We start from the raw sequence: 24,399 nt of genomic DNA, 5'->3' as shown, positions 1-24,399 counted from the left end.
CGAGCGGCCAGTTGTGACACGCTTTCACCGCAAAGCCGTGTCATAACTGGCCGTTCGGCGTTGGCTAGAGCGCCTTCAATTGGAATGGCGTGGCGCTGATGATGCCGCCGGGGCATTCGCCGTTCGAATCGGCCGACAGCACACCCCCGAGCGTCACCGGATCGACAGTCATACGGACTATTGCCGGGGCATAACTTCCGTCCGGGCAGATGAATCCATCCGGTTTGGTGACCGAGAAATTCCAGATGCCGCCGACCAATGTCATGGGTGTCGACCAGCCCTGGTTACTCGATACCGTCCCGGTGCACCCGGAAGGATCGCACGCGCTGGCCATCACCCAGACGTTGTCCGGGTCGCCCTCCGCCCCCGAATAGGAGCCATTGAGCAATGGCGGTGCGGCCTGGGCGGGCGCAGCCAGGGCCAGGGCAGCTGCGGCAGCAATTCCCGCTGCCGCGGTCAGCGAACGTGTCATCGACGTCATAATGGATCGGAAAATAGCACCGTAATGGCGAAAAACGGCGTCGAGCGGCCATGAATTTACCGTCGTGACAGTCAAACCGTTATGCGGCACGAAAATCCGGTTGTCAGCACGTGGGACACTATTTCTCGTGAGTACCCATCAGCTTCCCGACCGAACGTGGCATCAGAGCCCGCAGCCGCGTCCGCGGACGTTCGCCCAGTCGACCAAGCTGCAGGACGTCCTGTACGAGATCCGCGGGCCGGTACACGAGCAGGCCTCCCGGTTGGAGTCCGAGGGCCACCGCATCCTCAAGCTCAACATCGGCAACCCCGCCCCGTTCGGGTTCGAGGCCCCCGATGTGATCATGCGCGACATCATCGCCGCCCTGCCCACCGCGCAGGGCTATTCAGATTCCAAGGGCATCATCCCGGCCCGCCGTGCGGTGTTCACCCGCTACGAACTGGTCGACGGTTTTCCCAAGTTCGACGTCGACGACGTCTTCCTGGGCAACGGTGTCTCCGAACTCATCACGATGACGTTGCAGGCGTTGCTCGACAACGGTGACCAGGTGCTCATCCCGGCGCCGGATTACCCGCTGTGGACCGCCTCGACCGCGCTGGCCGGCGGCACCCCGGTGCACTACCTGTGTGACGAGACCCAGGGCTGGAATCCCGATATCGCCGACCTGGAATCCAAGATCACCGAGCGCACCAAGGCGCTGGTGGTGATCAACCCGAACAATCCCACCGGCGCGGTGTACAGCCGCGAAATCCTCGAGCAGATGGTCGAACTCGCGCGCAAGCATCAGCTGCTGCTGCTGGCCGACGAGATCTACGACAAGATCCTCTACGACGACGCCGAGCACATCAGCCTGGCCACCCTGGCTCCGGATCTGTTGTGCCTCACCTTCAATGGGCTCTCAAAGGCCTACCGGGTGGCCGGCTACCGGTCGGGCTGGCTGGTGATCACCGGCCCCAAGGAACACGCGAGCAGCTTCATCGAGGGCATCAACCTGTTGGCCAATATGCGGCTGTGCCCCAATGTGCCTGCCCAGCACGCCATTCAGGTTGCCCTGGGCGGCCATCAGAGCATCGACGATCTGGTGCTGCCCGGCGGCCGGCTGCTCGAGCAGCGCGATGTCGCGGTCGAGAAGCTGAATTCGATTCCCGGAGTGTCCTGTGTGAAGCCCCAGGGTGCGCTGTACGCGTTCCCGCGGCTGGATCCCGAGGTCTACGACATCCACGATGACGAGCAACTGGTACTCGACCTGCTGTTACAGGAGAAGATCCTGGTCACCCAGGGCACCGGATTCAACTGGCCCACACCGGATCATCTGCGCATCGTGACGCTGCCATGGGCGCGCGACCTGGCCAACGCCATCGACCGGCTCGGCAACTTCCTGGTCAGCTACCGGCAGTAGCAGGCACACCGCCTACGCTGTTGCGGGTGGCCCACTCCCATTCACACTCGCATTCGCTGAGCGGCCCCTCGCCGTTGGGGCCGCTGGCCGCCCGGGTCGTGGTCGGTCTGCTGATCGCGATCGGCGTCGCCACCCTGATCGGGGTGGGCTGGCTATGGCCCAGTCAGGAGAAACTGGACATCCCGCTGCCGTTCCAGAATTCCGCGGGCGGCGGTGTCAGCACCGAGGCGGGCCGGGTGGTGTCGGTCTCGGAGGCAGCCTGCGGTGGGCCCACGGTCGGTGCGGTCATCACCTCCGCACCGCCACCCAGCACCGGTGACACCTATTGCACCCAGTCGTTCATCCGGATCGGTTCCGGCCCCAACGAGGGCGCCTACACCCTGCTGGAGTTCAGCGGTGGGCCGGGACAACCGCAGCTCGTCGTCGGCGACGATATCCGCGTCACCCGCGCCGTCGACCCGAGCGGCACCACCATCTACTCGTTCTACGACTACGAGCGCAGCTGGACGCTCACCGCGCTGGCGGCGGCCTTCGCCATCGTCGTCGTGGCCGTCGCCGGCTGGCGCGGTCTGCGCGCCCTGATCGGTATCGCCGTCGCCTTCGCGGTGCTGGTGCTGTTCATGCTGCCCGCCCTGCGCGACGGGGCGAATGCCATTCCGGTGGCGCTGGTGGCGTCGTCACTGATCCTCTATGCCGTTCTCTACCTTGCACACGGGGTGAGTCTGCGCACCAGCGCGGCGCTGCTGGGCACGTTGACATCGTTGCTGTTGGCGACGGCGCTGTCCTGGGGCGCCATCGAACTCACTCACCTCACCGGGCTGTCGGAGGAGGAGAACAACGCGGTCGCGACGTTCCTCGGTGGGGTGTCGATCACCGGCCTGCTGCTGGCCGGTTTCATCATCGGTTCCCTCGGCGTCCTCAACGACGTCACCGTCACGCAGGCCTCGACGGCCTTCGAGCTGGCGCAGCACAGCGATTCGCGGCGGGCGGTGTTCTTCGGCGCCATGCGGGTCGGCCGCGACCACATCGCCAGCACGGTCTACACGCTGGTGCTCGCCTACGCGGGCAGCGCGCTCCCGCTGCTGCTGTTGTTCAGCGTGGCCAACCGCTCACTCGGCGATGTCCTGACCGGGGAGAGCGTGGCCATCGAGATCGCCCGCTCGGCCGTCGGCGGTATCGCCCTTGCCCTTTCGGTTCCGTTGACGACGGCCATCGCGGCGGTGCTGGCGACGCCTAACGCTGCAGCAGCTCCAGAAGATAGTTCCCGTAACCCGACTTGAGCAGGGTCTGGGCGTGGGCGGCGAGCTGCTCGTCGTCGATGAAGCCCACCCGCCAGGCCACCTCTTCGGGAGCACTGATCTTCAGCCCCTGGCGTTGTTCGATGGTCCGCACGAAATCGCTTGCGTCCAGCAGGGAATCGAAGGTCCCGGTATCCAGCCACGCGGTGCCGCGGGCCAGTACCTCGACCGAGAGCCGGCCCTGGCGCAGATAGGTCTGGTTGATATCGGTGATCTCGTACTCGCCGCGCGCGGACTTGCGCAGTCCACGGGCGATCTCGACGACATCGTTGTCGTAGAAGTACAAACCGGGAACCGCGTGATGCGATTTCGGCTTGTCCGGTTTCTCCTGTAGCGATACCGCCCGCCCGTCGGCGTCGAATTCGACCACCCCGTAGGCCGACGGGTTGGCCACCCAGTACGCAAAAATGGCTCCGCCGCTGACATTCTGGAATCGGCGCAATCCCGTTCCCAGCCCGGGTCCGTAGAAGATGTTGTCGCCCAACACCAATGCCACCGAATCGCTGCCGATATGGTCGGCGCCGATCACGAAGGCCTGCGCGAGGCCCTCCGGTGTGTCCTGTACGGCGTAGGTCAGGTTGATACCCCACTGCGAGCCGTCGCCGAGCAACCGGTGAAAGCCCGGTGCGTCGTGGCCGGTGGTGATGACCAGGATGTCCCGAATTCCCGCCATCATCAGGGTGCTCAGCGGGTAGTAGATCATCGGTTTGTCGTACACGGGCAGCAGCTGCTTGCTGGTGCCCCGGGTGATCGGGTGTAGACGCGTCCCGGTCCCCCCGGCCAGGATGATGCCCCGCATCTAGGCGTCGAGGTCTTTTTCGGTGAGGCCGGTAGCCGCCAGCGCCGCGTCGAGACTCTCGTGTAGGAACAACGAGGTGACGTGATCGTGCACCACCCGGAACGCCGAGGCGGCAGGGGCTCCATTGACGGTCTGCTCGGCGACGACAACCCCGTCGTGCACGTAGAGCTTGCCCACCTCGGCGGTGACGCCCTCCTGGGCCCAGTCCAGCAGCGCCTGGTGCCCTTGGGCGGCGCGGTCGGCGGTCGCGATCTCGATATCGTCGCTGGAGAGCTTCACCAGCGTGTCGTAGTCACGCGCGTTGAGGGCGTCATGCCATGCCAGGACGGTGGCGATCTCGGAGGTGCTCATGCTGAGCACTCTAGAGCGGCGAGCCGGCCAACCACGCGTCCCATACCCCCGCGTCCCCCAGGATCTCCAGCCCGGCATCGGCCGCGGTGCGTCTGCGGGTGATGGCCATCAGCAGGTCGACCGCCCGCCCGCGGACGGCGACGTCGCTCTTGCCGTGCGCGTACGTCCACGACAGCCCCTCCTCGTCGTGCACGACGGTCCACTCCCCGGTCGGGCCAAGGCCGTCATCGGTGGCGTGCAGGTGCAGCGACTGTCCGCGCGGAATCGGCTTGTGCACCGCGGTCGCCAAGTCGAGCCATTCGCTGACGCCATCGGCGGCCAACCCGGCGGGCAGGTCGAACTCGGTGCCCAGCGCCAGATGGGCATCGGCGAGGTGGACGGTCTGCTCGTGCACCCGACGCCGGATCCACCAACCCGGGATGTGCGGGCCGACGAAGGTCCACACCTTGATGTTCGAACCCGCCTGCTCCACCGCGTCGATCAGTGCCACCGCCCCCTGGTTGAGCCAGTCGATGGCCGCATCCATGTCCTCGGGCGGTTTACCGTCGCGAACCTCGCGCGGATTCAGCGGCTCGGTGCGGCGGTCGGTGATGATCTGTGTGCACCAACGGTTTCCGCGACCGACATGGCGGAACAGCTGGTTGACAGTCCACCCCGGACAGGTGTCAACCGGCGTCGCCGGGTCTGCAGCGCGGATCAGTTCGCCGAAGTCTCTGGTTTGTTCGAGCAGGGCGGCTCGGAAGTCCATGCTTACGACGGTAGCGCGGCGCGGGTGTCGCCGAGGGCGATTGGCAGGGTGGCCCAGCCACGCAGCACCCGGGTTTCGCGACGCGTTCCGTCCCCGGCGAGCGCGGCGTGGGGGAAGCGCTCGAAGAACGTCCGGAGCCCGACCTCACCCTCGGCCCTGGCCAGCGCGGCACCCAGGCAGAAGTGCCTGCCGCCGGAGAACGACAGGTGCTTCCCGGCATTCGACCGCTCGATATCGAATCGTTGCGGGTCGTCGAAGACGTTCGGGTCGCGGTTGGCGCCGGCGATATAGACCAGCACCCCTTCCCCGGCGCGCACGCGGGTGCCCGCCAGGTCCAGGTCCTTGGTGGCGATGCGCGCCGAGAGCTGCACCGGGGATTCCAGGCGCAGGATCTCCTCGACGGCAATCGGCCACAGCTCGGGCCGTTCGGTGAGCGCCTGCAGGTGTTCCGGGTGTTGCAGTAGCAGTCTGATGCCGTTGCCCAGCAGATTGACGGTGGTCTCGAATCCGGCGGCGAGCACCAGACCGGCGGTGGCCACCAGTTCCTGTTCGGTCAGCGGACCGTCCTCGGATGCCTCGGAGGCGGTGATGATCTGGCTCATCAGATCGTCACCGGGGTTGCGGCGCAACTGCCGCAGATGCCCGACCAGCCAATCGTTGAACCCCTGGACGGCCGCGCTCACCTCTTGGTACTGCGGCCAGGTCAGGCCGATGTCCAGGCTGGCGGCGCCGTGTTCGCCGAACTCCAGGACGCGGGACCGGTCGTGTTCGGGGACGCCGAGGATGTCACCGATGACGGTGACCGGCAGTTGCCCGCAGTACCGCGCCACGATGTCGACGGTGCCGGTCTCGGCCTCGAGGTCGTCAAGCAGCCGGTTGGCGGTGTCCTGCACCCGATCTCGCAGCGCCGCCACGGCGCGGGTGGTGAACACCGAGGACACCAGCTTGCGGTAGCGGGTGTGCTGCGGCGCCTCGACCGAGAGCATCGACGGCGGCTGGAGTGGGTGCAGCACATCGGGTTTGGTGCGGTCGATGACCCATTGCAGTGGCCCGGGCAGATTCGACCCGAGCGCCAGGACGCGGAAGTCCTCCGAGCGCAGGACGTCGCTGCAGACCTTGTGGTCGACGGACAGGTAGACCACTCGCCCTTTGACCAGCGGTCCCTGCGCGCGCAGTTCCTCGGTGAACGGGACCGGGTCGGCACGGATCGCGGGATCGGCGATCAACCGGCCCTGCGGGTCGCCCCGGCGGGCAAACCGAGTCGAGATCCCACGGACGAATCCGTGCATGGCCATCCAGTGGATACGTTCACGCATTGTCGCCATCATCACCCCTAACCGAATCGCGGTTCGGTACCTCGTTCGCAGCCTACCGAATTACAATTCGGTGTGGCAAGGATCCGAATACCAGCAGCACAGCGACGTGCGCGCATCCTCGACGCGGCCGTCGAGACCTTCGCCGAGCACGGCTTCGCCGAGGCCAAGATGCAGGACATCGCCAGCCTGGCCGGAGTGGTGCCCTCGGTGCTCTATGACCACTTCGGGTCCAAGCGCGAACTACATCTCGCCGTCATCGAGGAGCACGCCACCCAGCTGCGGGAGCACTCACTGCGCCGCGTCGAGGGCGCCACCCCGGAGGAGATGGTGCGCGCCAGCATCTCCAACTATTTCGAGTTCGTCGAGGCCGATCCGTTCATGTGGCGATTCCTGCACCGCGACCCGCCCGCCGACTCCGAGACCGCCAAGGTGGTCGAGGAGATCATCGGCCGCGGGACCGCCGCCATCGCCGATCTGATCCGACTCGGCGCCGGGGAGACCACATCCGTGCGCGGCATCACAGTCGACGATTCGGCGTGGATCCTGGCTCGGGCCACCCAATCTGCCTGCGATGGGGTCGCCACCTGGTGGTATGAGAACCGCGACGTACCGCGTGAGCGCGTCGTCGAGTTGGTGTCCATGTTGCTCTGGCAGGGCTTCGACGGGATGTTGCGCAACGGCGTCACCGGCCAACAACAGCTCTGACGGCTATCGTGGCGGTTCGACCACTCGCGCAGGAGGCGGAACGCTCATATCCCACGGACCCCGGCCCAGGACACCACAACGGTCGCGGCGCACCATTCACTGGATCGCCGCGCTGGGGGCTGCGGTCATGGTGGCGGGGTGTGGGCAGGCCATCCCGGTAGCTTCCCCGCCGGTCTCGACCGCCGCGGTGTCGAGCAGTCCGGACTGGTGCCCGAGCATCCTGCACCATGTCACCGACTGCGGGGTCATCCAGCGCCCCCTGCTCGACGACGCGCCCGAACTGGGCACCATCGACGTCGGCTATGCCCTGGTGCGCCACAGCGGTGACAATCCCGAACCGGCGGGCACCATCATGCCCAACCCCGGCGGCCCCGGCGTCCCGGTGATCGCGTGGGGTCCCGATGTCGCCGCCCTGACCCCGGGCGTCCTCGAGGACTACGACGTGCTGTTGATCGATCCGCGCGGGATCGGCGAATCCTCGCCGATGGACTGTGCGGTCGACGGTTTCGCCTTCGCCATCGGCACCCGGTCCGACCAGCGCGACGCCGTCGCCCAGTGCGCCGACCATCTCGGCCCCCGCGCCGGCGCCTACACCTCCGCGGCCACCGCCGATGATTTCGATGCGGTCCGCGATCATCTCGGCATCGACAAGGTGATCGCCTACGGCGCCTCCTATGGCACCTATCTGATGACGGTGTACGCCCAGCGCCATCCCGATCACGTGCAGTCGATCGTCCTGGCGGGTGCCTATCCGCTGCACTTCGACCCGCTGCAGCGGCCCAATGCCGAAGCGGTCGACCTGGCGTTGCACCGGATCTGCGATCGCAGCGGGGCCTGCGACGGCAACGTCGCGGTGGCCGATCTGCGGATGGTGACCGCCGCGCTGCGTGAGTCACCGATCACCGTCGACGACGCCCTGGTGACCGAGGGCGAGTTCGGCAACCTCGTCTTCGAGGGGGCCACCAGCGGGGTGGGTGCCGATCCGGACGGGACGACGGCGCTCGGCGAATTGCCCGCGGCACTGCACAGTTACGTCAACGGTGACGACGAGGCGCTGCGCGACCTGATAGCCGAGCTCGGCGTGCCTGGCTACACACCGGTGGGCGACGATCTGTACATCGCCATCTCGTGCAACGACTATCTACCGCTGTGGTCCACAAAATCCGATGAGACGCAACGGGAGAAGCAGTTCGAGAGCGCGGTCCGGGGGGCCGGTGATCTCGGCTCGTTCAGTGCTCAGGGCTTCGCCGAGGCGCAGCACGACGGCGGCGACATCTGCATCAAATGGCCGGCGGCGGCGCAGCACAAGCGGCCCGACCAGGTCCACACCCCGCTGCCCGACGTGCCGGTGCTGGTGTTGTCCGGTGACCTGGACGCCGTCACGCCTGATGCCAACGGTCTACTGACCGCCCGCCAGTTCCCGCATTCGACGTTCGTGACCGTGCCCAATGTCGGACACACCCCAGACAGCGAGCCCAGCGGGTGCGTCGCCGACATCATCGATCGCTTCGTGCGCTCCGGGTCGACCGGACCACTGGATTGCCTGGACGCCATTCCGCCGATCCAGGTCCAGCCCGTGACCGACTGACCGGGCTCAGCTGCAGAAGATCAGGAAGCAGTTGCTCCCCGGTGCGGCCGGGCCGCCGGGACCACCCGGACCGGACTGGCCGCCGGGACCTGAACTACCGCGACCCGAATCACCTCGGCCGTAGCCGGATTCACCACGCGGTCCGCCTGCGCCGGGGCCTGCGCCGCTCGGGCCGGCACTGGGGGCGCCACCGTTTCCGCCGCCGGGCCACTGCGGCAGCTGCGGCCACTGTGGTGGCTGCGGCTGCTGCGGTTGCGGCTGGGGACGCGTCGGTTGGGGCTGCGGTTGGGTCTGCTGCGGCGGTGTCCAATCCGGCCAGCCGGAGTCGTCATCGTCGTAGTAGTCGGGACGGTGCGGCTGCTGTTCCCACGGCGGTGTCCACACCGGCCACTGCGGGCGCGGCAGCACGATCACCGGCGGCGGCAGCACCACCGGCGGGATGAACGCAGGTGCGGGCGCCGGGGCCGGGGCGGCCGGAGCGGGGGCCGGCGGCGGGGCGGCCGGCGCGGGTGCCGGGGCCGGAGCCTGCGGGGCGGGCGCTTCGACATAGACCTGGCGCGGCGCAGGCGCCTGCTGCACCACGGGGATCGGAGCCTTGATCGTCTGGGCGACCTCGGGCGCAGGCGGCGGGGCGGGCTGGACCGGCAGCGCCTCTGGTGCCGGCGCCGGGGCCTGCATGCTGGGCGCCACCGCGGCCCGCGCGGGTGCGGGACGCTCGTCGGCGGTCGGGCGGATGCTCACGGCCAGCGAGATGGCCAGGGCCACCACGCCGACGACGAAGATCGACGCCATGGCGCTGCCGATCAGCAGGAACGGTTTGCGTTCCTCGTCGGCGGGCGGCTCGACGTCCAGTCCGGACAGGTCATCGGGGATCTCGGCGTAGCTGGGGACCGCGCTGGCCGCCAGCTGAGTGTCGGCGGTGTGCAGCGCCGAACCCGCGGTCGGGCCGTCGGGGTCCAGTGAGTAGGCCAACCCGACCGTCGAGGCCTCGTACATCGGTGCGGCGGCGGAGGCCAGGGCGGCACCGCGGGCCAGGGCGAATCCGGATTCCTCTGGTGCGCTGACCGGGATGTCGACCAGATCGGCCAGATGTTCCTTGACCGCGGCGACATCGATGCCCGAGCCCACCACGAACATGCCCTCGGGCGGGGTGTCCTGGCGGGCCACCGCGGCGGCCATATCCCCGAGGACGGCCATCGCGTCGGTGCTGTGCAGGCTGCGGCTGAGCACCTTGACCACCGAGCCGTCGTCACCGCGGACCACCGACAGCGTGGCGGTGTCGCGGTCGAGGAACAGCAGCGCGGTGGAGGCGTAGCCGACCGCGCGGCCGGCGGCCTGGGCCAGCGCACCCGCGGCGTGCAGTTCGGACACCAGCATCACGTCGGTGAGTCCGCGCGCGGCCAATGCGTCGCGCAGGACGGCCGCCTCGGTGTGGTCGGTCCAGGTGACGCCGATTGATTTCAGGTGATGCCCGCCGGCTTCGGCGCTCTCCTGCGTGCCGAGCACGGCCTCGACGACCTGCTCGGCCGCGCTGGGCGTTGCTGAACCCGCCGCGGCGCTGACGTCGAAAACGTCGTGATCGACGGTCGCGCCGTCGCCCTTCTCCCCTTCGACCAGCACCATCCGCACTGTCGTTGGTGTCAGGGACACACCAAGTACGATGTCCACTTACCCCTCCAAAGTGTTTGCTACATCGCTCGTTTTGTCGCAACCGAAACGTCGACACAAACCGGCAACTAGTTATTCATCGCCACGAGCAGCACCGTCGTTACATCCGGCGGCATTAGCTAGCGCATGAAACAAACCCTACGCGGGTTCAGCGCTGAGGGAAGTTCAGATACGAGCGCGACGGCGTCGGTCCGCGCTGTCCCTGGTACTTGGATCCGGCCTTGCTGCTGCCGTACGGATGCTCGGCGGGGCTGGTCAGCCGCAGCAGGCACAGCTGGCCGATCTTCATACCCGGCCACAGCGTGATGGGCAGGTTCGCCACATTGGACAGCTCCAGGGTGATGTGCCCGGTGAAGCCCGGATCGATGAACCCGGCGGTGGAATGCGTCAGCAAGCCCAGGCGACCCAGCGAGGACTTTCCTTCCAGGCGTCCGGCCAGGTCATCGGGCAGGGTGCAGCGCTCCAGAGTGGCCCCGAGCACGAACTCGCCCGGGTGCAGGACGAAGGGTTCGCCCTCCTTGGGTTCCACCAGCGTGGTCAGGTCGTCCTGGCGCAGCGCCGGGTCGATGTGGGTGTAGCGGGTGTTGTTGAACACCCGGAACAGACTGTCCAGGCGGACGTCGATGCTGGAGGGCTGGATCAGATCGTCGTCATGCGGGTCCAGCGCCAGCCGGCCCGCGGCGATCTCGGCGCGGATATCGCGATCGGAGAGCAGCACGCGGTGAGCCTAACCGCCGCGGGTCAGGGGCAGACGGCTGGCGCGTCCTCGCGGACGGGTTGGTCGGCCGGCAGCGTGTAGGTGACCACCGCATTGGCATCGTGCGGGCTGTCGTTGCGCACGACGTGTGGGACGCCGGCCGGGATGACGATGGCCTGGCCGGCGAGGTACGGGGTGGGGGCGCACTGGTCGGCGGTCTGCAGCGTGACGGTCCCGCCGGTGATGACGGTGTGCTCGACGCCCGGGTGGGTGTGCCAGCCGCTGCTCGCCGGTGGGTGCAGCAGGAGTTCCTGGACGTAGAGGGTGGTGGGGCCCGTCATCTGGATCTGCACCGGCTGGTCGCCGGTGCCGGTGGCCAGCTCGGTCCGCTCGATGTCACCGTCGGGCGGAGTGGCCGCGGCGAGCGGTGCGACGGCGATGCTCAGGCTTAGCGCGGCGGCCGAAGCGGCGGCGAGGCGTTTCATGGATCCCCCAGCTCGTGAATCGGTGTGGCCTGGGTGCTAGCCTTCCTGATCAAACAGGCCGATGTAGTTCAATGGCAGAACATCAGCTTCCCAAGTTGCCTGGTCACGTCCGGTGACGTTCACCTAGGGACACTCAAAGATGTTGCCTATCTGCATCTTTCACCACTCTTGCGTTCAGTGTCGATCATAGTCGTTTAGACACGTCTACGTACGTCGGTTGCAATATCGAGTGTGACAATCTCGCGCGACGAAAGGTCCTATTTTGGACTCGCGCTCATGGTCTCTTAGCGTTCATTAGTAAGCCCAACTAACCAAGGAGCACACCATGACCACACCCACCCCCGTCACGCTCACCACTCGCGAGGTCGCCGAGAAGGTCGGCACCGACCCGAAGACGCTGCGCGTGTTCTTGCGCGCGTCCAAGGACCATGAGGCTGTTGGCTCAGGATCGCGCTACGCGTTCGCCGCCAAGGACGTCGCGCCGATGAAGGCGAAGTTCGCCAAATGGGTCGATGAGCGCGAGGCTTCCAAGAAGTCGAAGCACGACGAATCTTAATCCGCCCGAACAGACGCAACCCGTCAGCCCCGTGCGTGGGCTTTCTGGCGACTATTCGGCGCGTGTTAATAGCTAGGTTGACTGTCCCGTGGGCTATCATTCACAGTTCATTTAGCGCAAACTGGGGGCACTGTGGCAAACGACGAACCTACATACACCACCGTTCCGGGTAGGTTGTCACCTCTGTTGAAGAAGATTCGAGAAACCGGGATTCCAGCAAAAGCCACCTCGTCTTGGTTGAAGACCATGGGTTTTGCCGGCGGCAATGACACGTCGATGTTGAGGGTTCTGCGCTATATCGGGTTGATAGATGCCAGCAGCGTCCCCACTCCAGCTTGGCAAGAGTATCGAGGGAACAAGCACAAAGCAGTGCTCGCCCGCGCGATAAAGACAGGCTATCAATCTCTTTACGCGGTATACCCGGATGCGCACACCCGCTCCAACGAAGATCTCGAGCACGTATTCAAGACCTCCACGTCGTCTGGCAAGGTTGTCGTAGACAAGATGCTGGCGACTTTCAAGGCTCTTGTCGCCGAGGCGGACTTCACCGCGGATGGCGGATCCGGCGCATCCACGCCCTCGGCTCAGGGAGGAGAAACACCCGCTGTACCGCAGGTCGAAACACCTCCAAACGGAGCGGTGGTCAGTCGGACCCCATCCACGTCGAATGGGCTGACCGTCAACATCAATGTCCAGTTGACGCTCCCCGAAGGCGCGGACGAGCAGACCTTTGAGGCATTCTTCAAAGCAATGAAGACCCATCTGCTTCCGGACCCCGAGTGACGTTGGGTGTAGAGGATTTTCGGCGTCGCGCCTCGAACTTCGAGCAGGCAGCTCACGTCCTCCTTGCGACAAAAGAGGCATCGCCATCTCGCATCGTGACTCTTACGGAGACGCGCAAGCAGATCACGATTCTCAATCTGAACCAGACGGAGCTGTTGAACGAGTCGATCCGCGCTATGGAGGCCAAGCTGTACAGGGCGGCGATAGTAATGGCCTGGGCTGCGTTTATGGATTTCCTCATCGAGAAGTTGGCGTCCGATAATCTGGTCGCTGTTCACACGGCGTATCCCAACTGGTCGCAGTGGACAACTGTTGACGATCTGAAAGAAAACGTCACAGAACATCAGTTGGTCGCGGTCGCAAACAAAGTCAAGCTTCTAAAGAAGTCCGAATTGAAGGCCCTACACGGGCTTCTGTCCAAACGCAACGAGTGCGCTCACCCAAGCGGGTACGTACCGACTCTCAATGAGGCGCTTGGCTACGTCTCTGAGCTTCTCAATCGCATACCGAGCATCAATCAGAAGTCGCCGACCTAGCTCAAGGGCTGGTGTGGCCATTGCTAGACAAGTCTAGATCGGCCTGAATGGAACTTCGGACGTCATGACCTGAACATTCGGATACTTGTCGTAGTGAACCTCGAAGTAATGCTCGAGCGACTTCTTTCGCAGTTCCATATTTTCCCCAGGTCCGACCGTGACGCCAGTGATGCACCCCGGGTGGAAGGACAGCCTGATACGAGGTATCAGCCCGATGTCGGAGGCAGAATGGAAGCAGCTGTCTGGGTCCCAGGTGTCATCCGGAGGATGGGAGACAATCCGAAACTCCCGCTCCTCATCGAAGGCTGGGTTCTTCATGACCGCGATGGCATTCTGAAGCTCAATCAGCGAGAACTCGTACGACAAGGAAATCACATCCCGCGTAGAACCCTCGGGTTCTTCGAGTTGCTCACCTATTGCGTCGGCGAAACGGTCGAGAATGCCCGCAAGGTAAACCGATGCCTCGTCTGGATGGTAAGCGATCTGCTGAAGTAGATTGAACTCACCGAAAAGATGAGCACCGTCAAGCCCTTTGAGCCGCACCGTTTTCCGCAGAAGCTTCGTGTCGAAGTGGATCGCGTATCCACCACGGCCCCCGTACCCCCGCCATTGACTCAGCTGGTCACCGACCTCCGATAGGCAGGTGACATAGGGTTGTTTCACCAATGATTGATGGTGAGACGACGTGAACTCCGAGCGCAAACGATTTATGCCCGCGACGACTTGGCGGCTGCTGCCAGGGTTCTCCATCGCAACTGCAGCAACAAGATCCGACGACGGTGCCAAAAGTTGTTCAATCTGCTTGACACCATGCTTCATTTCCTCAGCATCGTTTAGATAGCCGATGTGGGTCGCGAAAAGCGTGGAGCTGGCGAGAATGCCTTCTAGCCCGGACACCGTTGTGTAGTGATACAGCAAATCAGGTGTGGCATTAAAGCTACCAGGGAATGGGTATGACATGCTGCCTAGTGAACCATCTCTCGGCGATTCAAACAGCGCTCGAACTCTGACGCCCAACGCGTACACGCACGACGCACCACATGCGACGTAACGCGCAGACGCTCACGGGGACGTACAGACGCCCACGCAGCGCAGATGGCCACACGAGCGGGCGTGATTGTGGCACAGCGAAACCAAAGGAAGTACCGCCATTACAGGGTCGGTTTTGACGGTCGATGAAACTTTCCTTTTCAACTTTGGCGAAGCCGTACGCAGTGTGAGCGTCAAAGCCTCTACGAGGCGCTGTGGCACCCACCCCCCTCATCCCCCCAGGTAGCGACGGCACACGCGCACACGCGCTCACGAGCGACGTCGGTGTGGTCAGTCGGAGAACTGTTCGATGTTCCCGGGCAACGCGTCGGTGGTTTCGATGAACGTAAAGGCCAGCGACACAGCACGTTGCGCGAGCCGAAGAACTTCGTCGTCGTTGCCATCAACAAGTTCGCAAAGTTCATCAAACAATTGTTCAAGTTGTTGCGACACACACGCAACGTACGCAAGTTCATCGACACGGGTCATGTCGAAGTTCAATGCGTCGTTCACGCGCGCGATCATCGAATCACTCATGCTCGATGTTACAAGACCGCGCATCGTGTAGGCAATCAAACCTGTTGGCGCACAGTGCGACTGTGAGATGCCGGTGATGCCTGCAAGGTCATCGCGTCCACCAAGAAGGCAACGCATCGAGGAGTTGGACACGTTGCCTTCGAGGTCGGCGCACCACGGCGAATGATGCAGCGCGAGTTATGCGACTTCGAGATACTGCGCAGCCTGAGCTTCGAGCAACCCGGCACCGAAGCGGAACGAAGCCCGCAGTGCCACCGAGATCGAGTTGAAGTAGAAGTCATCGGACCGAGCGAGTTCCACGTTCGTATACGCAGACACGACGTAATTCTTGTCCAGTACCAGAACACCATCAGACGGCAATGCGTTCGTGGTCAAAACCGGAATGCCCAACAGCGACTTCTCTCCCGGCTGCGTGCCTGCGCCCAAGAGGCTTTCGTTCGATCCGGTCGCCTTCTTGATCTGACGCAGAGTCGCGTACGCGGCGGGATGCGCCAGGATGTGTGTGGCCACACCACCGGGCAGTGCTTCCATCTGCGATACCGCGTCGATCAGTGCGTCGAGGTCACCCCGACAGTGGGCCGGCGTCGGTGGCATAGGCCAACAGTCCCGCAGGCGGGAACTCCGCAGGCGATACCGGCGCAGGCTGCGACAGAAACGCGGTGTCGGCCTTGAAGATGAGCGACCGCCGCATCTCGTGACTGATGCCGGTGGCCGCTCGGTCGAGAACGACCCGAAATCAGCGATGTCACGGCGCACGCTGCCGGTCCCAGATCGCCTGGTGGTCGCCTTGCAAGCTGCGCGTGATCGTCAACGCGACGAACGCACCGAGGCGGGCCTTGCGTACCGCTCAGGCGCCTATGTCGTATCCAACGAGATCGGTGACCCGTACTCCCCCGCCGTGTTGTCTCGCTACTGGCGCGATGCGCTGGCCCGGTGTGGGATGAGGCACCTCAAACTGCACGGTGCCCGACACACCGCCGCGACGTTGATGCACCTAGATGGGGTTCCCACCGCGGTGATCGCCGCTTACATCGGACACAATGATCCTGCCCTGACCATGAGGTTGTATGCTCACAGCAGGACGACGCCCTGAGCGCCGCTGCGAACTCATTGCAACACTGAGTGTGACATCGACATGCCACGCCCAAGGTCAGCGAGTGCGTATGCGCAGGTCAGAGACCTACTGCCGATGTAGTTCAATGGTAGAACATCAGCTTCCCAAGCTGAATACGCGGGTTCGATTCCCGTCATCGGCTCCACAGATGTTCAACAGAAGCGCGAGCAACTACTTCAGGCTGTCGATTCTCGTCCGCAGCATCTCGGCAAGCCGCTCGGTTTCCCGGTCACCGAAGCCGATCTACTCACATCACCCCCGGCAGTGCTCCGTGGCGTCGATAACGGCGTCGCCCGTCCTGGGGACCACGCCTTGCCGCACTCCGTATGCCTGCGATTCCATGCATAACACGTCGCGCGGCTACTCCATGCTCAACGCTCGGGGCGCGCAGTCCGGCGGCCGGGTGGGCGGTCACCGCGGCAGGACGTGCGGGTTCAATATTCCCGCCGGATCGAAGGCGGCTCGGATCCGCTTCATGGTGTCGATATCGTTCGCGCTGCGCCCCAGCTCTATCCACGCTGCCTTCGCATGCCCGATACCGTGTTCGGCGCTGATACTGCCCCGGTAGTCGGCCACCTTCCGCAGCACGAGATCGGTGATGGCGTGCTGCTTTTCGACCGGTACGTCGAGCACGTTGACGTGGACATTGCCGTCGGCGATATGCCCGAAGCAGATCGCGCGGACGTCGGGGTGCTCGGCCCGCAGCCGGGAATCCAGCGTGGTGAAGAAGTCCGCGAGGAATCGCAGCGGCACGGATACATCCAATTTGACTGCCGGCGTGCGTGATTCCGCCGAGATCGACTCGGTGTGCCGCTCCCGGTACTGCCACAACTTGCGTGCGGGTCCCGCCTCCAACGTGGCGTCCAAGACGGCGTCGGCGTCCTCGGTGAACAGCGCCGATAACGCGTTCTCCGCCTCGCCCGCACCCGGAACTTCCAGCAGCAGATAGATCGGCGCGTCGTCACCGAACGGCGCGCGGAGTCCGGTGTGCCTGCACACCAGATCGACTCCCGCTGCGGTCATGAACTCCGCGGCCTCCAGCCGCAGGCCGTGGCGCTGCACCCGGTCCAACAACACCAGCGCCGCGTCCACCGATGACAGGGCCACCAGCGCCACCACCGTCTGCGGCACGGGGACCACCAGACGCATCAGGACCCGGGTGATGACGGCGAGCGTCCCCTCCGATCCGGCCAGCAGGCCGGGCAGGTCATAGCCGACGTTGTCCTTGGTCAGCTCTTTCCACCGGGTCACGACGCACCCGTCTGACCGGACCGCCTCGATACCGAGCAGCTGAGCGCGGGTGGCGCCGTTCTTGATGACGCGCACCCCGCCGGCGTTGGTGCCCACGATGCCGCCGAGGGTGGCCGAGTCGCGCGAGGCGAGGTCCACACCGAGATCGAGGCCGAGCTCGCGGGCCGCCTGCTGTGCCCGCGCCACGGTCACCCCGGCACCCGCCGCCAGCGTGCGGCCGACAGGATCGACATGCTCGATCTCGTCGAGGCGCCGCGTGCTCAACACCAGCTCACCGCGCATCGGCACCGACCCACCGACCAGACCGGTGTTACCGCCCTGGGGCACCACCGGCACGCCGTGGTCATGGCAGACGCCAAGGACGGCAGCCACTTCCGCGGTGTTGGCCGGCCGCACCACGACGTCGGTGTGCCCCTGGAATCGCCCGGTCCAGTCGGTTCGATAACTGGCGATCGTCTCAGGATCGGTGAGAACATGTCCGCGACCGACGATGTCGACCAGTTCGCCGACGATCTCGGCTGCCGTGCCCGTCATTCCGGACCTCGCTTCTCCAACAGCCTGCCGGCGTGATTCTTGGTGAACTCCCCGTCGAGCAATGCGGGCGTGCCGTTGACCAGTACCGTGCAGACACCCCGGGCGAGCTGCCACGGGTCATCGTAGGTCGAAGTGTCCGTGACCGAATCGGGGTCGAGCACCACGATGTCGGCGGCCGCGCCGAAGGTCAGCGAGCCGCGGTCGGTGATGCCGATGCGGGAGGCGGGCAGCGTGGTCATCTTGCGGATCGCCTCTTCCAGCGGCATGGCCGGCTGGTCGCGCACGTAGCGGCCGAGCACGCGCGGGAAGGTGCCGAAGCTGCGCGGGTGCGGCTTGCCCGGACCGACGGGGGCGAGCATCCAGCCGTCGCTGGCCACCGACACCCACGGGTGGGCCAGCACGGCGCGGACGTCGTCCTCACTCATCGCGTGGTTGATGATGGTCACCGAACCCCCATGCGCGGCAAGCGCATCCAGAGCCGCCTCGGCGGCGTCCACGCCGCGATCGCGCCCGATCTGCGCGATCGACCATCCCACGTAGCGGTCGAACTCGCCGGGCGCCAGGTCGGCGATGACGACGCCGTCGGGGTCGATATCGCGTCCGAACCGGGATCGCAGCTCCTCGGCGATCCGGGCGCGCTGCACCGGGTCGGCCAGCCGGGCCAGCAAGCCCGGGCGGCCACCGTCGACGGCCCACTTGGGCACGCGGGAGAACAGGTCGGTGCTGGAGGCGGTGTAGGGGTAGACGTCGGCGGTGACATCCACGCCGCGCGCGCGGGCGGCGTCGATCAGTTCGAGGGCGCCGTCGACCGTCCCCCAGTTCTCCGGGCCCATGGCCTTGAGGTGGGAGATCTCCAGCCGCGCACCCGCACGCTCGGCGGTGTCGATCGCCTCTCGCACCGCCTCGACGAGTTCGGATGTCTCACTGCGCATATGCGTCGAGTACAGCAGATCGCACGAGGCGGCCGCGGAGACCAGGGTGATGAGTTCCTCGGAGTCGGCGAACAGACCCGGGATGTATATCAACCCGGTGGAGAAACCGACCACGCCGGGGTGTTGCGCCGATTCCTCTATCAGCGAGCACATTTCGCGGAGTTCGGCGGCGTCGGGGGCACGATCCTGCTGGCCCATGACGGCGACACGTAGGGCGTTGTGCCCGACCTGCAGGCCCACGTTCACCGCGGGACCGGCCGCCATGACGGCCGCACCGAAGCCGGCCGCATCGGTCCAGTCCCAACTCAGCGGGAAGTCGCGAAACGCCGTGGACAGCCGTGCCTCTTCCGGGTCGCGGACCGGAAACGGCGACTGGCCGCAGTTGCCGGTGACCAGCGTGGTCACGCCTTGGGCGATCGCGGTTTCGGCGGCCGGGTGGCCGGCGACGGTGAAATCGGCGTGCGAGTGCAGGTCGATGAAACCGGGCACGACGACACGATCGGTGGCGTCGATCCGGGTGGTCGCCGCATACGGGCCCGGCCCGATGGCAGCGATGGTGTCACCGGTCACGGCGACATCCGCTCGTTCGGCCGGGCGGCCGGTGCCGTCGATCACTCGTCCGCCGGTGATGACGATGTCATATGTGATGTCGTGATTCATGTTGGCACCTATCGGGTTTCGACGAACATGATGGCGATGTACATGAACACCGCGGGGATGAGCAGCGCCCAGCCGGTGAGCAGGATGTTGCGCAGGCTCAGCGATCGGGCCAGACCCATGACGCCGACCATGTTGGCGTTCGGGAACGGTCCGTAGGTGTCGGCCTTTGACGCGAACAGCAGGACCACCACCCAGGTTCCGGCGCTGACGCCGAGCGCACCGGCGAGTTCACCGAACAGCTTGTCCAGCAGGACGACCTGCGGCGCGGTCGCGCCGGGCACGCCTACCCACCCCAGCAGAGCGATGAGCAGCGCGAAGGGAAATGCGCCGAGGTGCTCGAGTCCGCCGCCGTAGGTCGCCAGGACCACGCCGAACGGGTCGATGCGGTTCATCGCGTTGAACAGCACGGCGAGTAACCAGAACAGCAGGAAGATGTTCATCAGCGCCGCCGCACCGGCGTAGACGCGACCGGCGACCTCGACCGGCGAGAGGCCACCGGCCAGCCCGGTGATGATCGCCAGCACCGGCAGTGCGAGCAGCGGAAAGCTGGTCCCCGCCGAGGTGATGGTCGCGTACAGCACGCTGATGATCAGCCCGACGGAGAACACGATCGTGGCCCGTGATGCGTGCGGGTGCTGGATCTGATCGTCGGTGCCGATCTCGTCATCGCGGTAGAAGTCGTCCTCGATTTCGGTGCGGCGCTGCATCCACGGCACCACGATCAACCCGACGATCAGGGACAGCACAGCCAGCGGCCCGGCGCCGTAGGCCACGTATTGCAGGTATCCGACACCGGCGGCGTCCATCACCGCGATGTTCGAGCCGGCGAACGGGGCCAGTGCCAGTCCCGCGCAGCCGCCGATGAAGATCGTCGACGTCAGCGCCGAGCGGGTGAAGCCCAGCTTCGCCGCGATCGGCAGCAGCAGCGGTACCGCGATGGCGAGTGCGCCGGCCAGCGTGCCCAGTGCCGACACCAGGATCAGGCACGAGAGCATCATGCCCAGAGTCACCGCGGTACGGCTCTTGTCACCGGCGACGCGCATGACCGACTGCACGATGCGGCTCGCCACACCAGTGGTGCGCAACACCTCTGCCAGTCCGGCCCCGAGCAGGATGATCAGTCCGATCATGGTGACCTGGTCGCCGAGGGACTCGCCGAGGATCTCCCCCGCCGCGGCCGGCGTCGGGAGCAGGATCAGCAGCGCCGATGCCACCGACACCACCGTCGAGATGACGATGTCCATTCCGCAGAGTGCGAGAACGGCGTAGGTGGCCAGCGGAAACAGGCCCCACATGGTGGGACCGTCGACGGTGACGCCGATGACGATCGATACGAGCAGCGCCGCCACCGCGGCGACGTTGAGAATCCGGTCACGTCGGCTCCCGGTGGTCGGCTGCTCAGCGTGGTGCGGATCGGTGCTGTACGGCGCCGCCCCGACATGGGCACCCCCGTTGCGGTCTTTCTCACTGCCGTTCATGGCTCTCCCTGCGTCGCGGCCCTCTGTGGTGATAGGTCCCAGCAAAAGGCCGATCGGCGAGGTGATCGCGCCCATGCAGGAATCCGTCAGAATCACTCCATCTACGGTGTTGCCATGCAGGATTTCGTCGACGAAACCGATCTGGCCCTGCTCAATGCACTCCAGGTGGCTCCGCGCGCATCCTGGACGGTCTTGGGTCGCGCCCTGGATCTGGATGCCGCCACGGTGGCGCGCCGGTGGCGACGTCTCCAGACCGAGGGATACGCCTGGGTGACCTGCGGGGTCGGACCGCCGCGACACAACACGTTCTGCCTGGCCTATATCGAGATCGAATGCGCGCACGGACAACTCGACGTGGTGCAGGACACGTTCGCGGGCCAGCCCGAGGTGGTCTACATCCATCACGTGACCGGGTACCGCGGACTGCTCATCGTCGTGGCGCGACGCTCGCCGGTCGAGATCTCCGCCTACATCCGCGACACGATCGAGCCGATGCCGGGGATTCGCAGCTTCCGCGCCGAAATCCGCACCGCCGGCCACGTCGAGCCGGGCCGCTGGCGCCTGCGCAGCCTGGACCCGGACCAGCAACGCGCGCTCGACACCGGAACCGATTCGGAGGACCGCGCCCACAACATCCGGCTGGAACCGGTGGACCAGCGGATCTACCAACTGCTTCACGAGGACGGCCGGATGTCGTACACCGCGATCGCCGAACGCACGGAGATCAGCGAACCGACCGCGCGGCGACGCACCGATCGCCTGCTGAGCAGTGGGATCCTGCGGTTGCGGTGTGAGGTTGTGCAATCGGTCTCCGGGTGGCCGGTATCGGCTGTCCTGTGGGCGGCCACCCCGCCAAAGCACCTGGAGAGCACCGTGCAATCCCTCTCGGCGCTACCGCAGGTCCGGTTGTGCTGCAGCCTGACCGGCCCGCGCAATCTGCTGCTGATGGTCTGGTTGCGTTCCCTGGACGCCCTGCCCGCGCTCGAGCGCACCCTGCAGGAACGCGCGCACGAATTGACCGTCGTCGACCGTGCCATCTGCCTGCACACCGCCAAACAACTCGGCCGCCTGTTGAATCGGCAGGGGCGCGCGACCGCGCATGCTCGGAGCACCCTGGAAGCCTTTCCGGTGCTGTGAAACTCGACTCGACTCGCTTCTGTGACAGGCTGGAGGAATGCCGGAGAGCAGACGCAGTACCGCGGAATTGATCGTGGAGTGTTTGGAGAACGAGGGCGTCACCCACGTGTTCGGAATCCCCGGGGAGGAGAACATCCGACTGATCGACGCGTTGTCCCGGTCGTCGATCGAGTACGTGCTCACCCGTCATGAGCAGGGCGCCTCCTTCATGGCGGAGGTGTACGGCCGGCTCACGGGGAGGGCCGGGGTGTGCTCCGCGACGTTGGGTCCCGGCGCGATCAATCTGCTGCTCGGCGTGGCCGACGCGACCACCAATTCGGCTCCGGTGCTGGCTCTCTCGGCGCAGGTGGGGATGCAGCGCAGCTACAAGGAGTCGCATCAGAGCGTCGACCTGGTGTCGATGTTTGCGCCCGTCACCAAGTGGTCGGCGCTGGTGGCGACGCCCGAGTCGGTTCCCGAGATGGTCCGCAAGGCGTTCAAGCTGGCCCAGACCGAGCGGCCCGGCGCGGTGTACCTCGCCGTTCCGGAGAACGTCGAGGAGGCGGACGCCCCCGCCGATTCCTCTCCGCTGCGTGTCAACGTGCCGCGCCCGGATGATCCGTCGGCCGCGCAGATCGCACGCGCTGCCGAGATTCTGCGGGCTGCGCGCAATCCTGTCCTGCTCGCCGGACACGGCGCGGTGCGCAGTGACGCGTCGGCCGCGGTCCGTCGGTTCGCCGAGTCGCTCGGCATACCGGTCGCCACGACGTTCCACGGCAAGGGTGTCGTACCCGACGACCACCCCCTCGCGCTGGGGGCCGTCGGATTCATGCGCCACGACTATGTGAACTTCGGATTCGACCAGGCCGATGTGATCGTCGCCGTGGGCTACGAGTTGCAGGAGTTCGACCCGGTCCGGATCAATCCGCGCGGGGACGCCAAGATCATTCACGTGCACCGGTTTCCGGCCGAGGTCGACGCCCACTACGACGTCGCCGTCGGCTTGCATGCCGATACCGCCCGCAGCCTCGACGCGCTGGCTGCGGCCATGGGGACTGACCGCCCGGACTCGTCCGGTGACGAACGCATCCGGGGCTTGCTCGCCGCCGAACTCGACCGCGGGCGCGCCGACGACAGCTTTCCGCTGACCCCGGCACGAATCGTCGCCGACACGCGCGCAGCGCTCGACCGGGACGACATCGTGTTGGTCGACACCGGCGCCCTCAAGATGTGGATGGCCCGGCTGTACCCGACCTATGAACCCAACACGTGCCTGATCTCCAACGGACTGTCGACCATGGGGTGGTCCGTGCCCGGCGCCATCGCCGCGAAGATCGCGCGCCCCGGGGCAAAGGTCCTCGTGGCGACCGGTGACGGATCGTTCCTGATGAACTCCCAGGAGATCGAGACCGCGTTGCGCGTCGGCACTCCGATGGTGATCCTCGTCTGGGTCGACGATGCCTACGGGCTGATCAGTTGGAAGATGGACCTTGAGATCGGCCACAATGTCGACACCCGCTTCGGCAATCCCGACTTCGTCTCGTACGCCGAAAGTTTCGGTGCTCGCGGCTATCGCATCTCCACCGCAGAGCAGCTGCTGCCCACACTGCGCGAAGCGCTGGCAGCCGACACCGTCAGCGTCATCGCGTGCCCCGTCGACTACCGCGCCAACAGCGCCCTGATCGCCTCGCTGGGCGAGCTGGACGAGTCCTGGTCCTAGCCGGCATCGTCGAGTGACCCAGCTGTCGCACGCACGCCGGCAAGGACGATTGCCGTCACCCGGCGGGCGTCGTCCCTGGTGAATGTGCGGGCGCCACGGCTGGCGAACAGTTGCACGGGCCCTGAAAGTATCGCGGCGATCAGCGCGAGGTCCGTCGCGGGTAGTTCACCGCGATCCACCGACGCCTGCAACCGGTCCTTCACCATCACCACGCGACGGTCGAAAACCTCGTCCACGACGGCCCGCAGCTCGGGGTTGTCCCGGGCTACGGTCACAATGCTCAGCATCGCGCGCCCGCGCGGGCTTTCGGTGGCGACGGCGAGGGCATCGAGGAAGTCGACCAGGTCCGCGTCCAGGTCGCCCGAATCATGCAGGGGCGCCACGTCGTCGCCGAAGCTGACAAGTGCATCGGCTATCAGCGTCGCTCGATTCGGCCAGTTGCGGTACACGGTCGTCTTGTTGACCCCGGCGCGCTCGGCGATCTGTTCGTAGCTCAAGCCCCCGACACCCTCTCGGGCGATGAGTTCGACGACAACCTCGATGATCTGCCGGCGAACCCGGGCCGAACGGCCACCCGGGCGCCGGCTCGGTTCGGCATTGTCTTCCACCTTCGACCCC

The 24,399-nt window shown here is 65.7% G+C and carries 26 protein-coding genes and 1 tRNA gene; 11 read left to right on the top strand and 16 right to left on the bottom strand.

Features of this window, described 5'->3' with window-relative positions:
- Positions 1-64: 64 nt before the first annotated feature.
- A complete protein-coding gene (locus FBY28_RS16110) occupies positions 65-472 on the bottom strand; it encodes a hypothetical protein (protein WP_216847745.1) in 408 nt (135 codons plus the stop codon).
- A 136-nt stretch (positions 473-608) separates the two neighbouring features.
- On the opposite strand from FBY28_RS16110, the gene FBY28_RS16105 reads away from it, so the two are divergent.
- Together FBY28_RS16105 and FBY28_RS16100 are read left to right on the top strand one after the other, a co-directional pair.
- Positions 609-1,880 (top strand): pyridoxal phosphate-dependent aminotransferase, encoded by a 1,272-nt coding sequence (locus FBY28_RS16105; RefSeq protein WP_216847744.1) that lies wholly within the window; start codon positions 609-611, stop codon positions 1,878-1,880.
- Positions 1,881-1,906: 26 nt separating this feature from the next.
- Complete coding sequence (locus FBY28_RS16100; RefSeq protein ID WP_141868369.1) at positions 1,907-3,160, top strand: YibE/F family protein; 1,254 nt, start codon at positions 1,907-1,909, stop codon at positions 3,158-3,160.
- Here FBY28_RS16100 and rfbA read toward each other — a convergent pair.
- Genes rfbA through FBY28_RS16080 form a run of 4 tightly spaced genes read right to left on the bottom strand, consistent with a single transcriptional unit; the run spans position 3,114 to position 6,392 of the window.
- Positions 3,114-3,977, bottom strand: coding sequence for a glucose-1-phosphate thymidylyltransferase RfbA (rfbA, locus tag FBY28_RS16095; protein WP_141868367.1), 864 nt, complete (start codon positions 3,975-3,977; stop codon positions 3,114-3,116). The genes FBY28_RS16100 and rfbA overlap by 47 nt on opposite strands.
- A complete protein-coding gene (locus FBY28_RS16090; protein WP_141868364.1) occupies positions 3,978-4,328 on the bottom strand; it encodes a nuclear transport factor 2-like protein in 351 nt (116 codons plus the stop codon).
- Between the two features lie 10 nt (positions 4,329-4,338).
- The gene (locus FBY28_RS16085) at positions 4,339-5,076 is read right to left on the bottom strand and encodes a maleylpyruvate isomerase family mycothiol-dependent enzyme (RefSeq protein WP_141868363.1); all 738 of its coding nucleotides are present in this window, start codon (positions 5,074-5,076) and stop codon (positions 4,339-4,341) included.
- A 2-nt stretch (positions 5,077-5,078) separates the two neighbouring features.
- Positions 5,079-6,392, bottom strand: a complete 1,314-nt coding sequence (locus FBY28_RS16080; protein ID WP_174241653.1) for a cytochrome P450 — start codon at positions 6,390-6,392, stop codon at positions 5,079-5,081.
- A gap of 72 nt (positions 6,393-6,464) precedes the next feature.
- Between FBY28_RS16080 and FBY28_RS16075 the strand changes: the two genes are divergently transcribed.
- Together FBY28_RS16075 and FBY28_RS16070 are read left to right on the top strand one after the other, a co-directional pair.
- Entirely contained in the window at positions 6,465-7,097 is a 633-nt protein-coding gene (locus tag FBY28_RS16075; protein ID WP_141868356.1) for a TetR/AcrR family transcriptional regulator, read from the top strand.
- Positions 7,098-7,224: 127 nt separating this feature from the next.
- Positions 7,225-8,685: an alpha/beta fold hydrolase gene (locus tag FBY28_RS16070; RefSeq protein ID WP_141868354.1), complete on the top strand. Its 1,461-nt coding sequence runs from the start codon at positions 7,225-7,227 to the stop codon at positions 8,683-8,685.
- A gap of 6 nt (positions 8,686-8,691) precedes the next feature.
- On the opposite strand, the gene FBY28_RS25795 is transcribed toward FBY28_RS16070, so the two are convergent.
- From FBY28_RS25795 to FBY28_RS16055, 3 genes are all read right to left on the bottom strand, one after another.
- Positions 8,692-10,353: a DUF7159 family protein gene (locus FBY28_RS25795; protein ID WP_174241652.1), complete on the bottom strand. Its 1,662-nt coding sequence runs from the start codon at positions 10,351-10,353 to the stop codon at positions 8,692-8,694.
- Positions 10,354-10,501: 148 nt separating this feature from the next.
- Positions 10,502-11,071: a dCTP deaminase gene (gene dcd / locus FBY28_RS16060; RefSeq protein WP_030136986.1), complete on the bottom strand. Its 570-nt coding sequence runs from the start codon at positions 11,069-11,071 to the stop codon at positions 10,502-10,504.
- 23 nt (positions 11,072-11,094) lie between these two features.
- The gene (locus FBY28_RS16055) at positions 11,095-11,535 is read right to left on the bottom strand and encodes a cupin domain-containing protein (RefSeq protein WP_141868352.1); all 441 of its coding nucleotides are present in this window, start codon (positions 11,533-11,535) and stop codon (positions 11,095-11,097) included.
- Positions 11,536-11,860: 325 nt separating this feature from the next.
- On the opposite strand from FBY28_RS16055, the gene FBY28_RS16050 reads away from it, so the two are divergent.
- The 3 genes from FBY28_RS16050 to FBY28_RS16040 all read left to right on the top strand — a co-directional run bounded on the left by FBY28_RS16050 (position 11,861) and on the right by FBY28_RS16040 (position 13,410).
- Complete coding sequence (locus FBY28_RS16050) at positions 11,861-12,091, top strand: hypothetical protein (RefSeq protein ID WP_141868350.1); 231 nt, start codon at positions 11,861-11,863, stop codon at positions 12,089-12,091.
- A 132-nt stretch (positions 12,092-12,223) separates the two neighbouring features.
- A complete protein-coding gene (locus tag FBY28_RS16045; protein WP_286178132.1) occupies positions 12,224-12,874 on the top strand; it encodes a DUF5343 domain-containing protein in 651 nt (216 codons plus the stop codon).
- The gene (locus FBY28_RS16040) at positions 12,871-13,410 is read left to right on the top strand and encodes a hypothetical protein (RefSeq protein WP_141868346.1); all 540 of its coding nucleotides are present in this window, start codon (positions 12,871-12,873) and stop codon (positions 13,408-13,410) included. The genes FBY28_RS16045 and FBY28_RS16040 overlap by 4 nt, the downstream gene beginning before the upstream one ends.
- A gap of 33 nt (positions 13,411-13,443) precedes the next feature.
- Here FBY28_RS16040 and FBY28_RS16035 read toward each other — a convergent pair whose 3' ends face one another.
- From FBY28_RS16035 to FBY28_RS26225, 4 genes are all read right to left on the bottom strand, one after another.
- The gene (locus FBY28_RS16035; RefSeq protein WP_141868344.1) at positions 13,444-14,370 is read right to left on the bottom strand and encodes a DUF2971 domain-containing protein; all 927 of its coding nucleotides are present in this window, start codon (positions 14,368-14,370) and stop codon (positions 13,444-13,446) included.
- A gap of 360 nt (positions 14,371-14,730) precedes the next feature.
- Positions 14,731-15,108, bottom strand: coding sequence for a hypothetical protein (locus FBY28_RS16030; protein WP_141868341.1), 378 nt, complete (start codon positions 15,106-15,108; stop codon positions 14,731-14,733).
- Positions 15,109-15,153: 45 nt separating this feature from the next.
- A complete protein-coding gene (locus FBY28_RS16025) occupies positions 15,154-15,570 on the bottom strand; it encodes a phage major capsid protein (protein WP_141868338.1) in 417 nt (138 codons plus the stop codon).
- Positions 15,539-15,667, bottom strand: a complete 129-nt coding sequence (locus FBY28_RS26225) for a hypothetical protein (RefSeq protein ID WP_286178131.1) — start codon at positions 15,665-15,667, stop codon at positions 15,539-15,541. Before FBY28_RS26225 ends, FBY28_RS16025 begins: the two co-directional genes overlap by 32 nt.
- A gap of 3 nt (positions 15,668-15,670) precedes the next feature.
- Here FBY28_RS26225 and FBY28_RS16020 point away from each other — a divergent pair, with 3 nt between their 5' ends.
- Both FBY28_RS16020 and FBY28_RS16015 read left to right on the top strand, forming a co-directional pair.
- Complete coding sequence (locus FBY28_RS16020) at positions 15,671-16,069, top strand: tyrosine-type recombinase/integrase (RefSeq protein WP_216847743.1); 399 nt, start codon at positions 15,671-15,673, stop codon at positions 16,067-16,069.
- A 92-nt stretch (positions 16,070-16,161) separates the two neighbouring features.
- Positions 16,162-16,235: transfer RNA gene (locus FBY28_RS16015), tRNA-Gly, on the top strand.
- A 266-nt stretch (positions 16,236-16,501) separates the two neighbouring features.
- Here the strand turns inward: FBY28_RS16015 and FBY28_RS16010 are convergent.
- Genes FBY28_RS16010 through FBY28_RS16000 form a run of 3 tightly spaced genes read right to left on the bottom strand, consistent with a single transcriptional unit; the run spans position 16,502 to position 20,945 of the window.
- The gene (locus tag FBY28_RS16010) at positions 16,502-17,875 is read right to left on the bottom strand and encodes an FAD-binding oxidoreductase (RefSeq protein WP_141868334.1); all 1,374 of its coding nucleotides are present in this window, start codon (positions 17,873-17,875) and stop codon (positions 16,502-16,504) included.
- Positions 17,872-19,467: an N-acyl-D-amino-acid deacylase family protein gene (locus FBY28_RS16005; protein ID WP_141868332.1), complete on the bottom strand. Its 1,596-nt coding sequence runs from the start codon at positions 19,465-19,467 to the stop codon at positions 17,872-17,874. Before FBY28_RS16005 ends, FBY28_RS16010 begins: the two co-directional genes overlap by 4 nt.
- 8 nt (positions 19,468-19,475) lie before the next feature.
- The gene (locus FBY28_RS16000; RefSeq protein ID WP_216847742.1) at positions 19,476-20,945 is read right to left on the bottom strand and encodes a Na+/H+ antiporter NhaC family protein; all 1,470 of its coding nucleotides are present in this window, start codon (positions 20,943-20,945) and stop codon (positions 19,476-19,478) included.
- A gap of 114 nt (positions 20,946-21,059) precedes the next feature.
- Here FBY28_RS16000 and FBY28_RS15995 point away from each other — a divergent pair, with 114 nt between their 5' ends.
- Both FBY28_RS15995 and FBY28_RS15990 read left to right on the top strand, forming a co-directional pair.
- The gene (locus tag FBY28_RS15995) at positions 21,060-22,082 is read left to right on the top strand and encodes an Lrp/AsnC family transcriptional regulator (RefSeq protein ID WP_141868329.1); all 1,023 of its coding nucleotides are present in this window, start codon (positions 21,060-21,062) and stop codon (positions 22,080-22,082) included.
- 37 nt (positions 22,083-22,119) lie between these two features.
- Positions 22,120-23,781: an acetolactate synthase large subunit gene (locus FBY28_RS15990; RefSeq protein ID WP_141868327.1), complete on the top strand. Its 1,662-nt coding sequence runs from the start codon at positions 22,120-22,122 to the stop codon at positions 23,779-23,781.
- On the opposite strand, the gene FBY28_RS15985 is transcribed toward FBY28_RS15990, so the two are convergent.
- A complete protein-coding gene (locus FBY28_RS15985; RefSeq protein ID WP_141868325.1) occupies positions 23,778-24,389 on the bottom strand; it encodes a TetR/AcrR family transcriptional regulator in 612 nt (203 codons plus the stop codon). The two genes, FBY28_RS15990 and FBY28_RS15985, sit on opposite strands and share 4 nt — an antisense overlap.
- Positions 24,390-24,399: the final 10 nt, after the last annotated feature.

Source organism: Arthrobacter sp. SLBN-53 (genome assembly GCF_006715585.1).
GTDB classification, from domain to species: domain Bacteria; phylum Actinomycetota; class Actinomycetes; order Mycobacteriales; family Mycobacteriaceae; genus Mycobacterium; species Mycobacterium neoaurum_A.
Note: the sequence above shows the minus strand (reverse complement) of the source record. Positions and strands in the feature narration are given on the sequence as shown.